General features: G+C 61.7%; 15 protein-coding genes. 6 read left to right on the top strand and 9 right to left on the bottom strand.

Annotated features, from left to right (window positions below):
- Nucleotides 1-80: 80 nt before the first annotated feature.
- Nucleotides 81-350: a hypothetical protein gene (locus tag BLW50_RS30835; protein WP_139267569.1), complete on the bottom strand. Its 270-nt coding sequence runs from the start codon at nucleotides 348-350 to the stop codon at nucleotides 81-83.
- Nucleotides 347-949, bottom strand: coding sequence for a VOC family protein (locus BLW50_RS10925; RefSeq protein WP_139267570.1), 603 nt, complete (start codon nucleotides 947-949; stop codon nucleotides 347-349). The genes BLW50_RS30835 and BLW50_RS10925 overlap by 4 nt, the downstream gene beginning before the upstream one ends.
- 116 nt (nucleotides 950-1,065) lie before the next feature.
- Between BLW50_RS10925 and BLW50_RS10930 the strand changes: the two genes are divergently transcribed.
- A complete protein-coding gene (locus tag BLW50_RS10930; RefSeq protein ID WP_139267571.1) occupies nucleotides 1,066-1,809 on the top strand; it encodes a TetR/AcrR family transcriptional regulator in 744 nt (247 codons plus the stop codon).
- 31 nt (nucleotides 1,810-1,840) lie between these two features.
- The gene (locus tag BLW50_RS10935) at nucleotides 1,841-3,079 is read left to right on the top strand and encodes an alpha/beta fold hydrolase (protein ID WP_090701690.1); all 1,239 of its coding nucleotides are present in this window, start codon (nucleotides 1,841-1,843) and stop codon (nucleotides 3,077-3,079) included.
- Here the strand turns inward: BLW50_RS10935 and BLW50_RS10940 are convergent.
- Nucleotides 3,076-4,071 (bottom strand): DODA-type extradiol aromatic ring-opening family dioxygenase, encoded by a 996-nt coding sequence (locus tag BLW50_RS10940; protein WP_090701694.1) that lies wholly within the window; start codon nucleotides 4,069-4,071, stop codon nucleotides 3,076-3,078. The two genes, BLW50_RS10935 and BLW50_RS10940, sit on opposite strands and share 4 nt — an antisense overlap.
- 153 nt (nucleotides 4,072-4,224) lie before the next feature.
- On the bottom strand, nucleotides 4,225-4,836 hold the full coding sequence (locus tag BLW50_RS10945) for a cysteine hydrolase family protein (protein ID WP_090701697.1): 612 nt from the start codon (nucleotides 4,834-4,836) through the stop codon (nucleotides 4,225-4,227).
- A gap of 198 nt (nucleotides 4,837-5,034) precedes the next feature.
- Here BLW50_RS10945 and leuC point away from each other — a divergent pair, with 198 nt between their 5' ends.
- Nucleotides 5,035-6,447, top strand: a complete 1,413-nt coding sequence (leuC, locus tag BLW50_RS10950; protein ID WP_090701699.1) for a 3-isopropylmalate dehydratase large subunit — start codon at nucleotides 5,035-5,037, stop codon at nucleotides 6,445-6,447.
- Nucleotides 6,444-7,064: a 3-isopropylmalate dehydratase small subunit gene (gene leuD, locus BLW50_RS10955; RefSeq protein WP_090701701.1), complete on the top strand. Its 621-nt coding sequence runs from the start codon at nucleotides 6,444-6,446 to the stop codon at nucleotides 7,062-7,064. Before leuC ends, leuD begins: the two co-directional genes overlap by 4 nt.
- A gap of 265 nt (nucleotides 7,065-7,329) precedes the next feature.
- Here the strand turns inward: leuD and BLW50_RS10960 are convergent, their stop codons facing one another.
- Nucleotides 7,330-8,100: a maleate cis-trans isomerase family protein gene (locus BLW50_RS10960; protein WP_090701704.1), complete on the bottom strand. Its 771-nt coding sequence runs from the start codon at nucleotides 8,098-8,100 to the stop codon at nucleotides 7,330-7,332.
- Nucleotides 8,101-8,137: 37 nt separating this feature from the next.
- On the bottom strand, nucleotides 8,138-9,337 hold the full coding sequence (locus BLW50_RS10965; RefSeq protein WP_090701708.1) for an FAD-dependent oxidoreductase: 1,200 nt from the start codon (nucleotides 9,335-9,337) through the stop codon (nucleotides 8,138-8,140).
- Nucleotides 9,338-9,440: 103 nt separating this feature from the next.
- On the opposite strand from BLW50_RS10965, the gene BLW50_RS10970 reads away from it, so the two are divergent.
- Together BLW50_RS10970 and BLW50_RS10975 are read left to right on the top strand one after the other, a co-directional pair.
- Nucleotides 9,441-10,442 carry an ABC transporter substrate-binding protein gene (locus tag BLW50_RS10970; protein ID WP_090701710.1) on the top strand — a complete coding sequence of 334 codons (1,002 nt, stop codon included), beginning with the start codon at nucleotides 9,441-9,443 and terminating at the stop codon, nucleotides 10,440-10,442.
- Nucleotides 10,443-10,901: 459 nt separating this feature from the next.
- Complete coding sequence (locus BLW50_RS10975) at nucleotides 10,902-12,206, top strand: aminotransferase class I/II-fold pyridoxal phosphate-dependent enzyme (RefSeq protein ID WP_090701713.1); 1,305 nt, start codon at nucleotides 10,902-10,904, stop codon at nucleotides 12,204-12,206.
- A 187-nt stretch (nucleotides 12,207-12,393) separates the two neighbouring features.
- Here the strand turns inward: BLW50_RS10975 and BLW50_RS31040 are convergent, their stop codons facing one another.
- The 3 genes from BLW50_RS31040 to BLW50_RS10985 form a co-directional block, all read right to left on the bottom strand.
- The gene (locus BLW50_RS31040) at nucleotides 12,394-13,290 is read right to left on the bottom strand and encodes an MFS transporter (RefSeq protein ID WP_244544206.1); all 897 of its coding nucleotides are present in this window, start codon (nucleotides 13,288-13,290) and stop codon (nucleotides 12,394-12,396) included.
- On the bottom strand, nucleotides 13,287-13,835 hold the full coding sequence (locus BLW50_RS31045; RefSeq protein ID WP_244544207.1) for an MFS transporter: 549 nt from the start codon (nucleotides 13,833-13,835) through the stop codon (nucleotides 13,287-13,289). Before BLW50_RS31045 ends, BLW50_RS31040 begins: the two co-directional genes overlap by 4 nt.
- Before the next feature lie 160 nt (nucleotides 13,836-13,995).
- Nucleotides 13,996-15,153, bottom strand: a complete 1,158-nt coding sequence (locus BLW50_RS10985; RefSeq protein ID WP_090701717.1) for an FAD-dependent monooxygenase — start codon at nucleotides 15,151-15,153, stop codon at nucleotides 13,996-13,998.
- Nucleotides 15,154-15,180: the final 27 nt, after the last annotated feature.

Genomic DNA, 15,180 nt, shown 5'->3' on the forward strand with positions numbered 1-15,180 from the left:
TCTGCCCTGTTGCCCCGCGAACGACTGCCACCGTGTTTGCCCTGTTTTCGGCGTTACGATTCGCCAAGTATGACAGAACATCAGATCGGCAACACTGGCTCATTGGTTGCGACGAGTGACAATTGTTCGGCATCGAAGCGGACGATCTTGCCGCACAAGCCGCCGGTCAGGCAGCCAAACCAAACGGCTTCGTTGAGTCCGGTGTCGCTGCGGCGAATATCGAGCGCGCCGGCGAATTCGACGAAACGATAGTTGCCGCGCACCGGATGCACCGTGACATGGGACGCCAGCTGCGCCGCCGCAACGAGCGGCGCGAACTCAGGCACGTCGAGGACGAAAAAGCCGGTCATGCCGGGTGCAACTCCTGATGAGCGATCACATGTTCGGCCTTGGCGCGCCAGAGCTGTTCGATATTGCTCCAACGGCCGGTGTCTTCCAGCTGCATCGCCGTTTCCAAGGTCAGGCTGGCGTCGATGGCATCGGGCTGCTCGACATCACGCAGGGTGCGCGAAATCTCTAGGGGGTAGAAGTTCGGATCGCGGAAATAAATCGACTCGATCACCTCATGGGTGACCGACTGGCTGACGCGCACGCCATGCTCTTCCAGCCGCTTCTGCCAGGACAGCAATTCCGTTTCACTCTCAACGCGCCAGGCGGTGTGGTTGGCCATCGCCATATAGCCGCGCGGCACCACCAGCTCCGGCGGCTGCTCGGTGCCGATGTAATAGAAGAAGGCGATGGTGCTCTCATTGCCGCTGTCGAAGAAGAAATGCAGGAAATCGGCATGCTGCTCCTTCTCGCGGCCCCAGCCTTTGGCGGTGATGGCATGCACCAGCGGCAGACCAAGGATGTCGCGATAGAAATGCACGGTCTCGCGCAGCTTCCACGTTGGGCGCGCGGTATGATCGACGCCATGCAGGCGCGGCGCGGATTGCAGGGACAAGGACATGCTGACCTCCTCCGGATCGGGGACTTGAAATCCCTCTTTACATCAGAGACGATTATTTTACAATACCGTCAAATCACCCCGAGGACTGCCCCGGGACAGCCGCCAGGAAGACCGCCTTGCCCCGCAATGCCAAGCCTGAAAATTCCTTGCCCCAAAACTCCTCGCCCGCCGCCTCGGCGGCAGTTCCCGCCAGCAAGGCTTTGCTGCGGCAATCCATTCTGACCGCAGCGTCACGGCTGTTCGCGACCAACGGCTTTGCCGGCACGAGCCTGCAAAACATCGCCGACGAGATCGGCGTCACCCGGCCGGCGCTTTATTATTATTTCCGCAGCAAGGACGAGATCCTGTCCTCCCTGGTCGAGGACATCACCATCGGCGCGCTGAAGCGCTCGGCTCAGATCGGCGCGCGCTCCGGCGAGGCGCCGACGGCCAGCCTGCACCAGATGGTCATGGCGCAGGCGCGCTGGATCATGCAGCACCCGGTCGAGTTTCGCGTGTTGCTGCGGACGGAAAACTATCTCTCCGACAAGGCGCGCGCGGTTCAAGATACCGCTAAGCGCGGCATCCTGACCGCCTTCGCCCGCGTCATCGAGGCCGGTGTCGCCAAGGGCGAGTTCCGCCCGGTCGATCCGCATATGGCGGCCCTGGCGATCCTCGGCATGTGCAATTGGTCGGCCTTCTGGTTTTCCGACGACGGCCGCAAGAGCGCCGATGACATCGCCAACATCATGGCCGAGATGGCCGTCAATTCCATCCGCCGGTCGCGCGAAAACGGCAAGGACGTTCTCAGTCTGGCGTCGCTTCTCACGCAATGGCGCGAAGACATCGACATTTTCGAGAAGGTAGCGGCCAAGCCGTAAGGAACAAGCCGTAACGCAAAGAGGCAATTCTATGTCAGATCAAGAAACAGCGGGCTTTCGCAACGCGGGCTGGACAATGCCGCATCTGCCGCCTGGTGCCAGCGTCAGCGTCCATCCCCTGGCCACGGCTGATGGAGCGGCGGTCAATGGCTTTCTCTTTCGCGCCGGCGCGTCCGACGTGGTGCTGTGTATCATGCATCCGCGCGAATTCCTGGCGACCCATTATCTGGTGCCGGAATTGTTGGAGGGCGGCTTCAACGTTTGGACACAGACCTCGCGCTCGGTCGGCAACGATCTGCGGCTTGAGCATGAAGTGGCGCTGATCGATGTCGCCGCGGGCCTGAATTTTCTGCGCGCGAGCGGCTTCAAGAAGATCATTCTCATCGGCAATTCCGGCGGCTCCAGCCTTTATGCCTTCTACAATCAGCAATCGCTGCTGGCGCCCGAACGACGCCTGACAAAGACGCCAGGCGGGCGACCGGTGAAACTCGCCAATCTATCCATGCCCGAGGCGGATGGCGTCATTCTGGTGTCGCCGCATCCCGGCCAAGGCATGCTCCTGATGAACGCCATCGACCCGGCCGTGATCGACGAGCACGATCCGCTGCGCAGTGATCCGGCGCTCGACTTCCTCAATCCGGAGAACGGCTATCGCGATGGCCCCGCGGGCTCTCACTACGCCCCCGATTTCATCACGCGCTACCGCGCGGCTCAGCGTGCCCGTGTGCAACGGCTCGACGAAACGGCGAAAAGCCTGATCGAAGAGCGGCTGGCGGCGCGCAAGCGCGCCAAGGATGGCGGTTCGACAGCCGACCGGGTGCGCGGCGCCCATTCGGAAGTGATGACCGTCTGGCGAACCGACGCGGAACTGCGCTGCTGGGATATCTCACTCGACCCCTCCGACCGGGCGGTCGGATCGCTCTGGGGCAAGGATCCCTTCACCTCCAACTATGGCGCCATGGGCTTTGCTCGCTTCTGCACGCCGGAGGCTTGGCTCTCGACCTGGTCCGGTCTGTCATCGCGCGCCAATGTCTATGAAACGGCGAAGTCGATCGAACAGCCTTGCCTGCAGATCGAATATACCGGCGACAACGCGCTGTTCCCCGCCGACGGCGAGACGATCTTCAACGCCATTCCGTCACGCGGCAAGCAGAAGCTGCGTTATCGCGGCGACCATCACGGCCGTGCGCTCGTCGAAAGCGAAACGCCCGGCCGCAAGCTGGCCGGACGTTCCATTCGTCGGTGGACCGCCGAGACTTTCGGCAGTTAAGCGTTATACCAGGCAGCAAAGCCAAGGCCGATGCCGGTTCCCGCAGGTGTGCGGCGGGCCGGCACATATTCCGACCATTGGTGCTTGAGCCCACGGAAGGCGCCACCGGCGGCGATCCAGCAACGGATTTCCGACGAGCCGCTCTTCAGGGCATTGACGGGGATGTTGCGCAGCACATCCCCGTCGTGATTTTCCAACGCAGTGAGGATCTGCCGATCAAGCTCTTCCTCGACGATGAAATGCGACAGGCCGCCGGAGCCGATAACGGCAACGCGCAGATCCATCGGAATGGCCTCGAGACTCTCCTTCAACGCCATGCCGAAATTGTAGCAGCGGCGCGGCGTCGGCGCGTTGGGCGGAAAATAGGTGTTGAGCATCACCGGCACGATCGGCACTTCGCGACCACGGAAGATGCGCTCGGCGACGAAGCCATAGGCATGGCCGAAGCCCAGCGTCTTGGGATCATCAACCCGCGCCGAAGAGCCAATGTCAAAATCGCGATCGACCAATTGTTCGATCAGCTTTTCGCCCAGCTCCGCATGCGCCGGATAGCTGTGCACTTCGTCCATGGCATACATGGCGGCAACCGTGTTGCGCCAACTACCTTCATCGTGCTTGTCGGCCTCATGCGTCAGGATTTCCTTGCCATGATAGATAGCGATGGCTGGCATGTTGGCCGGGCTGAACAGCTCATAGTGATCATCGCCGACGATCACCGCCACATCCGGCTTGAGGCGCGCGAAATCATCGGCCAGACGATCGAGCGCGTCCTGCGCCTCTTTGTCCTGGCGCACGAAGGTGTCGGTCACGGCGATGTCGGCGTAACGATCTTTCACCGTGGCGTTGACGGTGTCGTAATCAACAAAACGGCCGTCGATCGTGTTGAGACCTTTATTGGCGCGGTCGTCGTTGCCGCGCTCGACCCAGCGCTCGCCCGGCAGCGCCAGCAGCGGGCTGTGCGACATGCCTATCCCTAGAACAACTCTTGCCATTTCAGTCTCTCCCTAGGCGTGGCCGCGATGCGGACCTGTGCTTGGCCACAAGACTAGCTTTGCCGCCGCCCCGGTTCAAGTTGTGCGTTCTCCGTTGGAACGTTTCAAAACCCGCCTCAAACCATCAACAATGCGGATTGAAATCATCCTTCGTCACGATGGGAGCGAAGCCTGGATCTCGCCAATGCTGGCAATCCGAGCCACAGGCCGCAGCGCTTCGATCGACACATCATGCACCTGTTGGGAAAAAGCAGCGCAGCCATCCGCCAAGACGGTGACGGGGATATCGCGGACATGGGCGTCGCGCACGGTCGATGCCACGCCGCCATTGGTGACGATACCGCCGACGATCAGATGTTCGATGCCGATTTTACGCAGCACCCATTCGAGCCGTGTCATGTAGAAAGCCGAATAGGCGACTTTCTCGATCAGGATATCGATCGGCTGCAATTCATCGACGACCGCTTGCCCCCAGCCGCCCGGCGCGAAATCACCCTTGGCGAGAAAGGGGCGGATTTCCTTCAGATGCGGTGAGATAATCGGCTCGCCGCCGCGGCCCGGCACCAGGGTGAACTGGGTCGCCGCGATGACGCCGCCTTTCGCCCGCAGCGCCGCGGCAAGCGGGGCGATGCGGGCCGGCAAAGCGGCGATTTCGGGCGACGACTGCCCGCCGCGACCATAGGCGCCACGCGGATGCAGGAAATCGTTCTGCAAGTCGACGATCAGGAGCGCCGTCTTTGTCGGGTCCGCGAATGCTGATGCCATGGAATGTCCGCCTTGGAATACCTAGATTGGAGTTTCGAGTCGCGGCCAGCTTAGCGCGAAGCGCGTTTCCGCGTCCCGCATGCCGTGCTAGAGCTTTTTCGGTTCTGATGGAATCAGAACCGAGCTCTGGTTTTTTTGACGCATTTTCTTCACGCGAACCGGTATCCACTTCGCTCGAAAATGCTCTAAGGGAGCCCCATGAACAGCCGCGCGCCACGCACCATTATCGACAAAATCTGGGATGCCCACACCATCGTCCAGCGCGACGATGGCGATTGCCTGCTCTGGGTCGACCGCCATTTCGTCCACGAGGGCTCCCATCACGGTTTCGCCTATACCAAGGCGCGCGGCGTGCCGGTGGCGCGACCCGACCTGACATTCGCCATGGCCGACCATTACGTGCCGACGCGGGCCGGTGCGGTGCAGCCCGACGATACGCGCCGGATGATCCGGCAGTTGCAGGACAATGCGGCGCTGCACGGCATCACCTGTTTTGGCGAGGGCCACCCACAGCAAGGCATCGCCCATGTGGTGGCGCCCGAGCTCGGCATCACCCTGCCCGGCCTGCTCATCGTCTGCGGCGACAGCCACACATCGACCCATGGCGCTCTCGGCGCCTATGCGTTTGGCATCGGCGCCTCGGAAGTGGCGCACGTGCTGATGACGCAGACCATCTGGCAATCGCGGCCGAAGCGCATGCGGTTGCGGATCGAGGGTAAGTTGGCGCCGGGCCTGACAGCCAAGGACATGGCCCTGTCGATCATCGCGCGCATCGGCACCGGCTATGCGCAAGGCTGCGCCATCGAATATGCTGGCAGCGCCGTGCGCGACCTATCGATCGAAGGGCGGTTGACCCTGTGCAACATGTCGATTGAGTCCGGCTCTCGCCTCGGCCTGATCGCGCCTGACGATGTCACCTTCGCCTGGCTGCGCGGACGCCCCTATGCGCCGCAGGGGGAAGCTTTCGACGCGGCCGTCGCCGATTGGCGTCAACTGGCGAGCGACGACGAGGCCGTCTTCGACCGCGAAATCGTGCTCGATGCCAGCGACATCGCGCCAACAGCGACCTGGGGCACGAGCCCCGAACATGCCGCCGCTATCACCGCGCGCATTCCCGATCCGACGCTGGAAGCGGACCCGACGAAGGCCGAGGCCCTGCGCGATGCGCTGGCCTATATGGACCTGAAGCCCGGCATGGCGCTGACCGACATCCCGATCGACCGCGTCTTCATCGGCTCCTGCACCAACAGCCGCATCGAGGATCTGCGCGCCGCCGCCGCCATTCTGGCGGGCCGACATGCCATCGTGCCAGGCCTGGTGTCACCGGGCTCGGGCACCGTCAAACGGCAAGCGGAAGAGGAAGGGCTCGACCGCATCTTCACCGATGCGGGGCTTGAATGGGGCGGCCCCGGCTGTTCGATGTGCGTTGGCATGAACGGCGACGAGGTGCCCTCCGGCGAGCGCTGCGCTTCAACCACCAATCGCAATTTCAAAGGCCGCCAGGGCAAGGGCAGCCGCACCCATCTGATGTCGCCCGCCATGGTCGCTGCCGCCGCCGTGACCGGGCATCTCACTGACCCACGACTTTTGACGAGAGGGCGCCAGCCATGAAGCCCTTCACCACGCTCGACGCCTCCGCCTGCCCGCTCGGCCTGACCAATGTCGATACCGATCAGCTGATCCCGGCGCGCTTCATGCAGACGCCACGCTCGGCCGGTTATGGGCAATTCCTGTTTCATGACCTGCGCCGCAATAGCGACGGCAAACTGCGGCAAGATTTTCCGTTGAACGACCCGCGCTATGCCACCTGCGGCATTGTCATCGCGCGCAAGAATTTCGGCTGTGGCTCATCGCGCGAAGCTGGCGTCTATGTGCTGGTGGACCAGGGCATCACCTGCGTCATCGCGCCGAGCTTCGGCGACATCTTCGCCGCCAATTCGATCAAGAACGGTCTGTTGCCGGCGGTGTTGAGCGAAGCCGATATCGAGCTGCTACTCAACGAACCGACCGTGATCGAGGGGCGCGGTATCCGTGTCGATCTCGAACGCCAGCAGATCGTCGCCGGCAATCGCGTCTTTGATTTCGCCATTCGCGCCGACTGGAAGAAGCAGCTGTTCAATGGCTGGGACGATGTCGACATGACCCGCTCCTATGCGGCGCAGATCAAGACTTTCAATGCTGCCGACAGCAAGTCGCGGCCTTGGGCACAGCCGGCGAAACAGGGTTAGACTGCGGTCTGTCAGCTCTGGATTTCCGCGCGCACCTACGGTGCGTCGAGAATGACACGCTCAATCTTGGTGTCATCCCGGGCGCCGCAGGCGACCCGGGAACCAGGGGCCATAATTAGAGTGCCGTGTTATCTATTACCGCAACGCGGCCCTCCGCTAGCGGGATCGAGCCTCGGGCCCCTGGCTCCCGGATCACGCTTCGCGTGTCCGGGATGACACAAAGGCTTCGGCTTCAAAACTGATAACCGCAAAGCTCTAAACTCGATCAAATCGCCGGCGCGTTCATACGCTCACGCCACCATGTGCCCTTCAGCCACTTCAGCAAATCGTCACCCGACGGCTTGCCGCCATCAAGCGCGACGACATTGGCCCAGATCAGCGCGAACATGCAGGAGAGCACCGGCGTGCGGCCGAGGAAGGGCGTGCGCGCGATGGGGCCGAAGGTTGGCATGCCGGTGCCGAGCATGACGATGGCATCGAGCGAGTCGTCGGCGATCGCCTCGAGCGCCTGCTGCGCCGCGCCCGACGGCAGGCTGTAGATCGGATGGAAACTCTCGCCCGTGGCCTGAGAGGCTTTGGTTTTCGCCGCCACCGTATAACCGCGCGATTCCCAATACGGCGTCGATGCCGCATCGAGATTGCCGTCATAAGGTGAGATGAGGCCGATGCGCTTGGCGCCCAGGGCGTCGAGGGCCATGCAAACCGAGGTCGCCGCGGTCATCACCGGAATGCCAAGCGCCGCGGACATCTCGCTGAGCTTCTTGTCCTCCGCCTCCTTGCCGACGAGATAGGACATGCCCGTCGTTGCCACAGCGAGCGCGCCGATCGGCGCATTGGCGAACTGGTTCGTATAATTCTGCACAGTGGCGAAATAATCGACCAACCGCTCTTCGATGGTCTTGTGCGGGCTGAGCAGGCGGGCGTTGAGGAAGGCATAGCCCGGTGGCGTCAAGATCGCATATTCCGGTTCGACCGTGGTGTTGGCCTGCGGCGTCAGCACGCCGATCACGCCCTTCGGACCATATTCAACACTCATTGTTCTACTCCGAATTCCTGATCGCACTGTGATTGTATCAGTTGATCGCCGCCGATTGACGCAAGCCGTCGATCATCGAGGACTTCAGCAGATAATCGGTGAGCTGTTCGCGATCGGCGACGATCTTCTGCAAATCGTGCAGCATTTCGAGGCGCCGGTCCTGATCCTTCTCGCGCATGCGGGCGCGGTTGCGGTCGGCCTGGGCCAGGATCTGATCGCGCGCGATCGGGCGGCGACGGCGATCGTAGAGATCGAGCCGTTCCAGCGGCGCGCCACCATGCAGCATGTCCTTCAAGGCGCGAGCGAGTTCGAAGGCATCGTGCAGGCCGCCATTCAGGCCCATGCCGCCGGACGGTGAATTGAGATGGGCCGCATCGCCTGCAAGCGCCAGGCGACCGTTGTAATAGCGCGGCACAATGCGCTGATGGACGCGATAGTCGCGCTTCTCGCCCAGCTCCCAGGCATCACCGCGCGGCAGGATATCGTCCATGCTCTGGCGCAGCATCTTATCGCCGAGCTGTTCCTCGATCGGCAGATCTTCGCGCGGGTAGATCGAGACACGCCAGCGGCCCGGCACTTTCAGCAGGCTGAAATTGCCCCCCTTCTTCCAGCAATAGCTGACGTTCGACAGCCCTTCGAGATGATCCTCGAAGGGGAATTGCGTGGTGACGAGCAACGTGATCTCCGGATACGTTTCGCCCTCGAAACTCATCCCCATCGTCCGGCGCACCAGACTGCGCGAACCATCGGCACCGACAGCGAAGGGCGCGCGGAACGTTTCGTTGCCGCCCGCCATCTCCACGCGCACCTCGACATGATCGCCATTCTCAGTGACGCTTTCGACACGTGCGCCAAACTCGATTTTCGCATTGGGCTCTGCCTGCAGCTTCGCCAACAGCACTTGCGACAGCTTCCACTGCTCAACCTGCAGGCGGTAGGGATGGCCCGTGTAAGGCGCAAGAACCGATAGATCGAAAACAGCGCGCTCGCCAGTTGGGTGCAGGCGGACCTGCCAGTCCGGGCAGATCAAGCCCTGCGCCAGAAGCTCTTTCGTCACATCGAGCTGTTCCAGCATGTCCAGCGTCGGCGGATGGAAGGTCGACGCACGCAGATCCTCATTGACCTGGCCCTCTGCCTCGAAAATCCGCACTGTGATGCCGGAACGGGCAAGCAGCAGCGCCGTGCACAATCCAACAGGCCCGCCCCCCACGACGATAACTTCGCTATCAGCTTTCACGGCTTGAAATAACTCCCGGCGGTTGACCTTGTCCTATCGATAGGACAACTTGCGGCGGGACGTCAAAGCGCCAATCGGCGCAGGTAAGAACACCGGAGATGAGATGACCAACCGCCGCCAATTGATCAAGGCTTCCGCAGCGCTTGCGGCGACCGCCGTGACCGGCTTTCCGGGCATCGTGCGCGGCCAGGCGCGCGAATCCCTGACGATCATGACGCCGTTTGGTTTCATTCCCGACTTTATCGAGCTGATGAATGGGGTTTCCGGCGGCCACTTCGCCGCCCAGGGCCTCGACGCTAAATTGCTCGGTGGACAAGGCACGTCGCAGCCGATCCAGCAGCTCATCACCCGGCAGGTTGATTTCATTCGCGCCTCCGGCATCGACGTCATGCGCGCCGTCGCGACGACGAAGACACCGCTCGTCTCCATCGCGACCATGTATCAAGGCTCGACCTTCCACATGATCAGCCTCAAGTCCAAGCCGATCGAGAAGGCCGAGGATTTGAAAGGCAAAACCGTCGGCATCGTCTCCGTCTCCGGCACGACCGATGTGTTTCTCGATCTCATCCTGGCGAAGGCCGGCCTGAAGAAGGATGACGTCAAGCGCGAGGTCTCCGGCAACAGCCCCGGCGCGGTGCAGCTGATCAAACAGGGCCGCATCGACTGTTTCATCGCCTCGATCCAGGTGGTGGTGGCTCTGGAGCGGTTGAAGGAAGAGGTGATCGCCTGGTCGACCGACCGCTACGCGCCAATGCCTGGCCAGTGCTACGTCACCACCCGCCAGATCATCGAAGCGCGGCCGGAGGTGCTCAAGCGCGCCATGACGGCCATGCGCGCCTCGGCCGAGGAGATCATGACCCAGCCGCTGCGGCCGATTTTCGAGCGCGCCGCCAAGAATTTTGAGATTCCGGGCATCCGCGACATCGAGGCCCTGGTGGCGGTGGAGAAGGTGACGGCGGACCGGCTCTGGCTATCGGAAGGCCGGGAGAACCTGCTGCGCAACGTGCCCAAGCTTTGGCGGAGCGGCGTCGATGCCTTGCGGTCCAATAATATCGGTGATCCCGGCGAGCCGGAGACCCTCTACACGAACCAATTCCTATCCTGATTATATCAATATACGATATAAATTGACCAGTGAGTCGGCGCCGCGACAAGCCGTGAACCCCTCAGGTTCACGGATCCCAACGAGATTATAGAAAAGTTGAGACGCACGCGCCTCGGGCGTTTTTCACGTCCGTCCTCTGACCGTTGTCGCGCAATGATGCGGCTCGGCGCACGAACAAGGCACGAAAACCATCCTATTATTTTTATATTTATCAGAATGTTACAACGATACACTGATCATTTCGGACGGTCTTGGCTTGGTCGATTTGGCGCTGTTTCCAATTGGCTTCACCACGACATTCCCGAGGGCGCGCGCCGAGACAATTACAACCATCGTAGTCATCCGGTAGACGGCACGCCCGAGTTACGTTTAAGTCGCTTAGTGTTTTGAGAATTAGCCGCAATTTGGTTCGCTTTCGATTTTATGCGTGCTGATCCTGCCTCGAACTAGAGACGCCTAATGGATTCGGTAAGTTCCGACCTGGAAGAATATGCCCGCCGTCGCATGAAACTGGCCGGATTTTCGGTCATCGGATACGACCATCCCTATTTCGCCCCTCTGGACCGGTTGCGGTCCGACTTTCGCTCGCGCGGCGACGAGCTGACCACATTCGCCAATTATGACTATCTCGGCCTTTCCGAGGACGAACGCATCCGCAAGGCGGCGATCCAGTCGATCAACGAGTTCGGCGTGGGTGTCGGCGGGTCCCGCCTGGTCGGCGGCGAACGCACCTGCCACCGTGCCCTTGAATATGATCTGGCGGCTTTCATCGGTGTCGACGACACCATCGCCATGGTCAGCGGCTACGGCACCAATATCACGCTCGTCGGCCACCTGTTGACCAAGGGCGACCTGATCCTGATCGACGACCTCGCCCATAACAGCCTGGTCATGGGCACGCGCCTGTCGCGCGCCACGATCGTTGAGTTTCCGCACAACGACATGGAGCGCCTCGAGGAAATCCTCAAGGAGAAGCGCAGCCATTTCCGCCGCGTGCTCGTCCTCATCGAGGGGCTCTACAGCATGGACGGCGATGTGCCGGACCTGCCGAAGTTCCTCGAGCTGCGCAATCGCTACAACACTTGGTTGATGATCGACGAGGCGCATTCCATCGGCGTGCTCGGCAAGACCGGCCGCGGCATCACCGAGCATTTCGGCCTCGATATGAGCGATGTCGATCTTGTTGTCGGCACCATGTCGAAGGCTTTCGTCAGCTGCGGCGGCTTCATCGGCGGCAAGCAGATCATCATCGATTGGCTGCGCTTCACCCTGCCCGGCTTCGTCTACAGCGTCGGCTTGACGCCATCGGTCGCCGCCGCCGTGCGCGAGGCGCTCGACATCATTTCGCGTGAAACCTGGCGCATCGACAAGCTGCGCGAGAACAGCCGCTATTTCGCTGAACGGGCTCGCTCGCTCGGCCTCAATATCGGCGATGCGATCGCGGAAGGCGTCATTCCGATCATCTTCGACACGTCGGAGAAGACGATGATCGCCGGACGGGCGCTGCTGCGGGCGGGCTATTACGTGCCGCCGATCGTCCAGATCGGTGTGCCGAAGAACAAGCCCCGGCTGCGCTTCTTCCTCAATGCTTCGCACACCAAGGCGCAGATCGACGGCGTTCTGGAAGCGCTGGTGGCGGCCATGGATCCGTCGCGGCAACGGGCCCAGTTCTCTTCGAAACATGCGCCGGCGGCTCCGCCCAACAATGTCGTGCGTTTGGTCGATCCTGAAGCCGAGCCCGGCACAGCGCGCGGAGCGCGCTAATATTTGAGCCCCGACCGCAAGCGGCCGGGGCTTTCTTTTCCTGCACGTCAAAACCAAGATCCCCGGCCCAATCGCGTTTCTCACGAGACGCGATTTTCTTTATGGCGTTTCACAGCTCGACGAAATCGTCGAGCGCCAAATAGAAAGATCTCAGCAAAACCACGTTTCTACCGAAACGTGGTTTGCTCTAGGACGCGATCTCCTCAAGCCGGCGTCCGCGCGTTTCAATCATGCCGAGCGCCGCCACAGCGCCGATCGCGGCGACAATCGCAAACATCGCGAAGACCCAGCGTACACCGCCTTGCGCCATGATCATGCCGACCAAGGTCGGCGCGACGGCGGAGGCGATCCGCAGCCAGGAGGTCGCAAGCCCAGTGCCGATCGCCCGCAGGCGCGTCGGATAAACCTCCGGTGTGTAGAGATAAAGCACCGCATTGTTCGAGGCGATCGCCCCATAAGCCAGAGTGGCGATGACGATCACCACGGCGACGCTCGTGGCCCCATTCAGCGCCAGCACGCCCAGCAGCGCGGCGCTCAATACGAAAAAGCCCACTGTCCAATTCCGCCGCCCAATCCGGTCGATACAAAAGGCGCAGACAAGGAGCACCACGACCTGCGCAACATTGGTGAGGGAAGCCGCGCGCAAGGCGTCTTTAAACGGCAGATCATAGACCGTGTGATAGAGCGTCGGCATCCAATTGTTGAGACCGTTGGCGACGAAAAAGGCGGACGCCCAAAGCGCCCAAGCCACCAGCGTGCGCGTCCGATAGAGCGGCGAAAGCAGTTCACGCCAACGCGTCTCGGCAACGGCCCCGCTGAGCTGCGGCGGCACGGCGTTGAGCGCTGGCATCGCGTCGCCCTTCAACGGTTCGAAACCAGGAAAGCGCCGGGCCGCGCTCGCTTCAGCCTGAGCGATGACGACCTTCGCCTCGTCAAGACGGCCGCGGCTGATCAGCCAGCGCGGCGATTCCGGCAGGCGCCACAGAGCCAGAGCCACCATCAAACCCGGCACGGCGCCGACAAGAAACAGAGCCTCCCAGCCAAACGCCGGAACCAAGAACGTCGCGATTTGTCCCGTCGTCATAAGGCCAATCGGAAACAGCAATTCGTAGAGGATGAAAAAGCGGCCCGTCCGCGCGCCCGTGAGAGTTCGCTGATGTAGGCGGCCGCGACTGGCATTTCGCCCCCGACGCCGATGCCCTGCACCAAGCGGCAAGCAAAGAGCCAAGGCAGGCTGCCGGCAAAGACGCAGACAATCCCCATCACCGACATGATCGCGGTCGCGATCGCAGCGCTGGGGATACGGCCCCTGCTCTCGGCGAAGCGGCTGAAGAAAAGCGCGCCGACCAACTGCCCAACATAGCTCGCACCGATCAGCCAGCCCACGTCAACCGGGCTCAACTGCCAGAGCTTGACCAGGATCGGCATGGCGAAAGCAAGCGACAGGGCGTCGAAGGCGTCAAGAAAAGTCGCCGAGCCCATGAGGATGCGCGAGCGCCGATGCCAGGGCGAGAACGGAATATGTTCAAATCGGGTGATGAGGCGCGCCGCTTCGGGCGATTGATCGATGCTCGTCTTATCAACACCGGCCGTCGGCGCGATGTCCGACACTATGGCCTGAGCCTGCATTGTTCACTCCCGCATTTCTCGTCTGATGAGATCGAGACGGCGGCAATACATGCGGACTCTGCTGCTCCGCTTATTCATATCGTCGTCGACGTTACTTGATCGTCGACGCGACGCGGATGCTTAGCCCCGCGTCGCGTCGAGCAATGGTCGTTGGCTGCGCTCAGCTCGCCATCGTCAATTGGTCGGCGTCCACCAGAGGCACATTCCAGGCGTCATAGCCGTAGAGCCAGGACGGATCGTCATTGCCTTGCGCCATCCAAGTGTTGGCGCTCGAAATTTCCTGGATGCGCGACGTGCGCGGTTTGCGATTGGCCTCGTAGCGACGGAAAGCGCCTTCGATATCATCGTTGTCGACGCCATCAAGACAGCGCGCGAGGACCGCCGCGTCCTCGATCGAGGTCGCCGCGCCTTGCGCCATATAGGGCGTCATCGGATGGCAAGCATCGCCCATCAAAGCGACGCGACCGACGCTCCAATACGGCAGAGGCTCGCGTTCGAGGATCGCCCATTTGTGACAGTCCGGGCAGGCTTCGAGCACCATGCGCACTTCGGGATGGAAGCCTTCGTAAGCAGCGCGCAATTCATGCACATCGCCCTTGGTCGACCAGCTTTCCTGGGTCATCCATTCGGTTGTTTCAGGTACGCTGGTGACGAAGTAGAGCTCGCTGCGATCGGCCGCCGTGTAATAGATCACGATGTGACGATCCGGCCCCCACCACTTGGTGCGTGACGGCGCGATCTCGCCGCTCATCAAATTGCTCTTGAAGACGGCGCGATAGGCGATGCGGCCCTTATGGATCGGCGCATCCGGCCCGACGATGAGACTGCGGACCAACGAATGAACGCCATCGGCGCCGATCACGGCATCGGCCTGCGCTTTGCTGCCATCGGCGAAGGCGAGCGTAACGCCCTTGCCCGATTGATCCAGGCCGACCAGCTTTTTGTTGAGGTGGATAATGTCGGACGGCAGGGTCGAGACCAGCGCCTCATGCAGATCGGCGCGATGCATGCAGAGGAAGGGCGCACCATAGGCGCTTTCGGGCATCGGCAGTTCGCGCTTGATTTCGCCCGTATCCCAAACGCGGTTCAAATGCGAATAGGGCTCGAAGGCGATCTTGCGCAGACGCTCTTCGATGCCGATGCCGCGCAAGACGCGCGATGCATTCGGCAGCATCTGAATGCCGGCGCCAACGCGCAGGAATTGATGCGCCTGCTCATAAACCTGAACGTCTACACCAACCTGGCGCAGCGTCGCCGCTGCGGCCAGGCCGCCCATGCCGGCGCCAACGATTGCGATAGTGGGACGGCTACGTGCCATTGGGAGCTCCTCTCTAAATCCTTCTGA

It is taken from the genome of Beijerinckia sp. 28-YEA-48 (assembly GCF_900104955.1).
Classification (GTDB): Bacteria; Pseudomonadota; Alphaproteobacteria; order Rhizobiales; family Beijerinckiaceae; genus Terripilifer.

Coding starts and splice junctions, on each gene's coding strand:
- BLW50_RS30835 (WP_139267569.1), bottom strand. CDS start 350: ATGACCGGCTTTTTCGTCCTCGACGTGCCTGAGTTCGCGCCGCTCGTT.
- BLW50_RS10925 (WP_139267570.1), bottom strand. CDS start 949: ATGTCCTTGTCCCTGCAATCCGCGCCGCGCCTGCATGGCGTCGATCAT.
- BLW50_RS10935 (WP_090701690.1), top strand. CDS start 1,841: ATGTCAGATCAAGAAACAGCGGGCTTTCGCAACGCGGGCTGGACAATG.
- BLW50_RS10940 (WP_090701694.1), bottom strand. CDS start 4,071: ATGGCAAGAGTTGTTCTAGGGATAGGCATGTCGCACAGCCCGCTGCTG.
- BLW50_RS10945 (WP_090701697.1), bottom strand. CDS start 4,836: ATGGCATCAGCATTCGCGGACCCGACAAAGACGGCGCTCCTGATCGTC.
- leuC (WP_090701699.1), top strand. CDS start 5,035: ATGAACAGCCGCGCGCCACGCACCATTATCGACAAAATCTGGGATGCC.
- leuD (WP_090701701.1), top strand. CDS start 6,444: ATGAAGCCCTTCACCACGCTCGACGCCTCCGCCTGCCCGCTCGGCCTG.
- BLW50_RS10960 (WP_090701704.1), bottom strand. CDS start 8,100: ATGAGTGTTGAATATGGTCCGAAGGGCGTGATCGGCGTGCTGACGCCG.
- BLW50_RS10970 (WP_090701710.1), top strand. CDS start 9,441: ATGACCAACCGCCGCCAATTGATCAAGGCTTCCGCAGCGCTTGCGGCG.
- BLW50_RS10975 (WP_090701713.1), top strand. CDS start 10,902: ATGGATTCGGTAAGTTCCGACCTGGAAGAATATGCCCGCCGTCGCATG.
- BLW50_RS31040 (WP_244544206.1), bottom strand. CDS start 13,290: ATGACGACGGGACAAATCGCGACGTTCTTGGTTCCGGCGTTTGGCTGG.
- BLW50_RS31045 (WP_244544207.1), bottom strand. CDS start 13,835: ATGCAGGCTCAGGCCATAGTGTCGGACATCGCGCCGACGGCCGGTGTT.
- BLW50_RS10985 (WP_090701717.1), bottom strand. CDS start 15,153: ATGGCACGTAGCCGTCCCACTATCGCAATCGTTGGCGCCGGCATGGGC.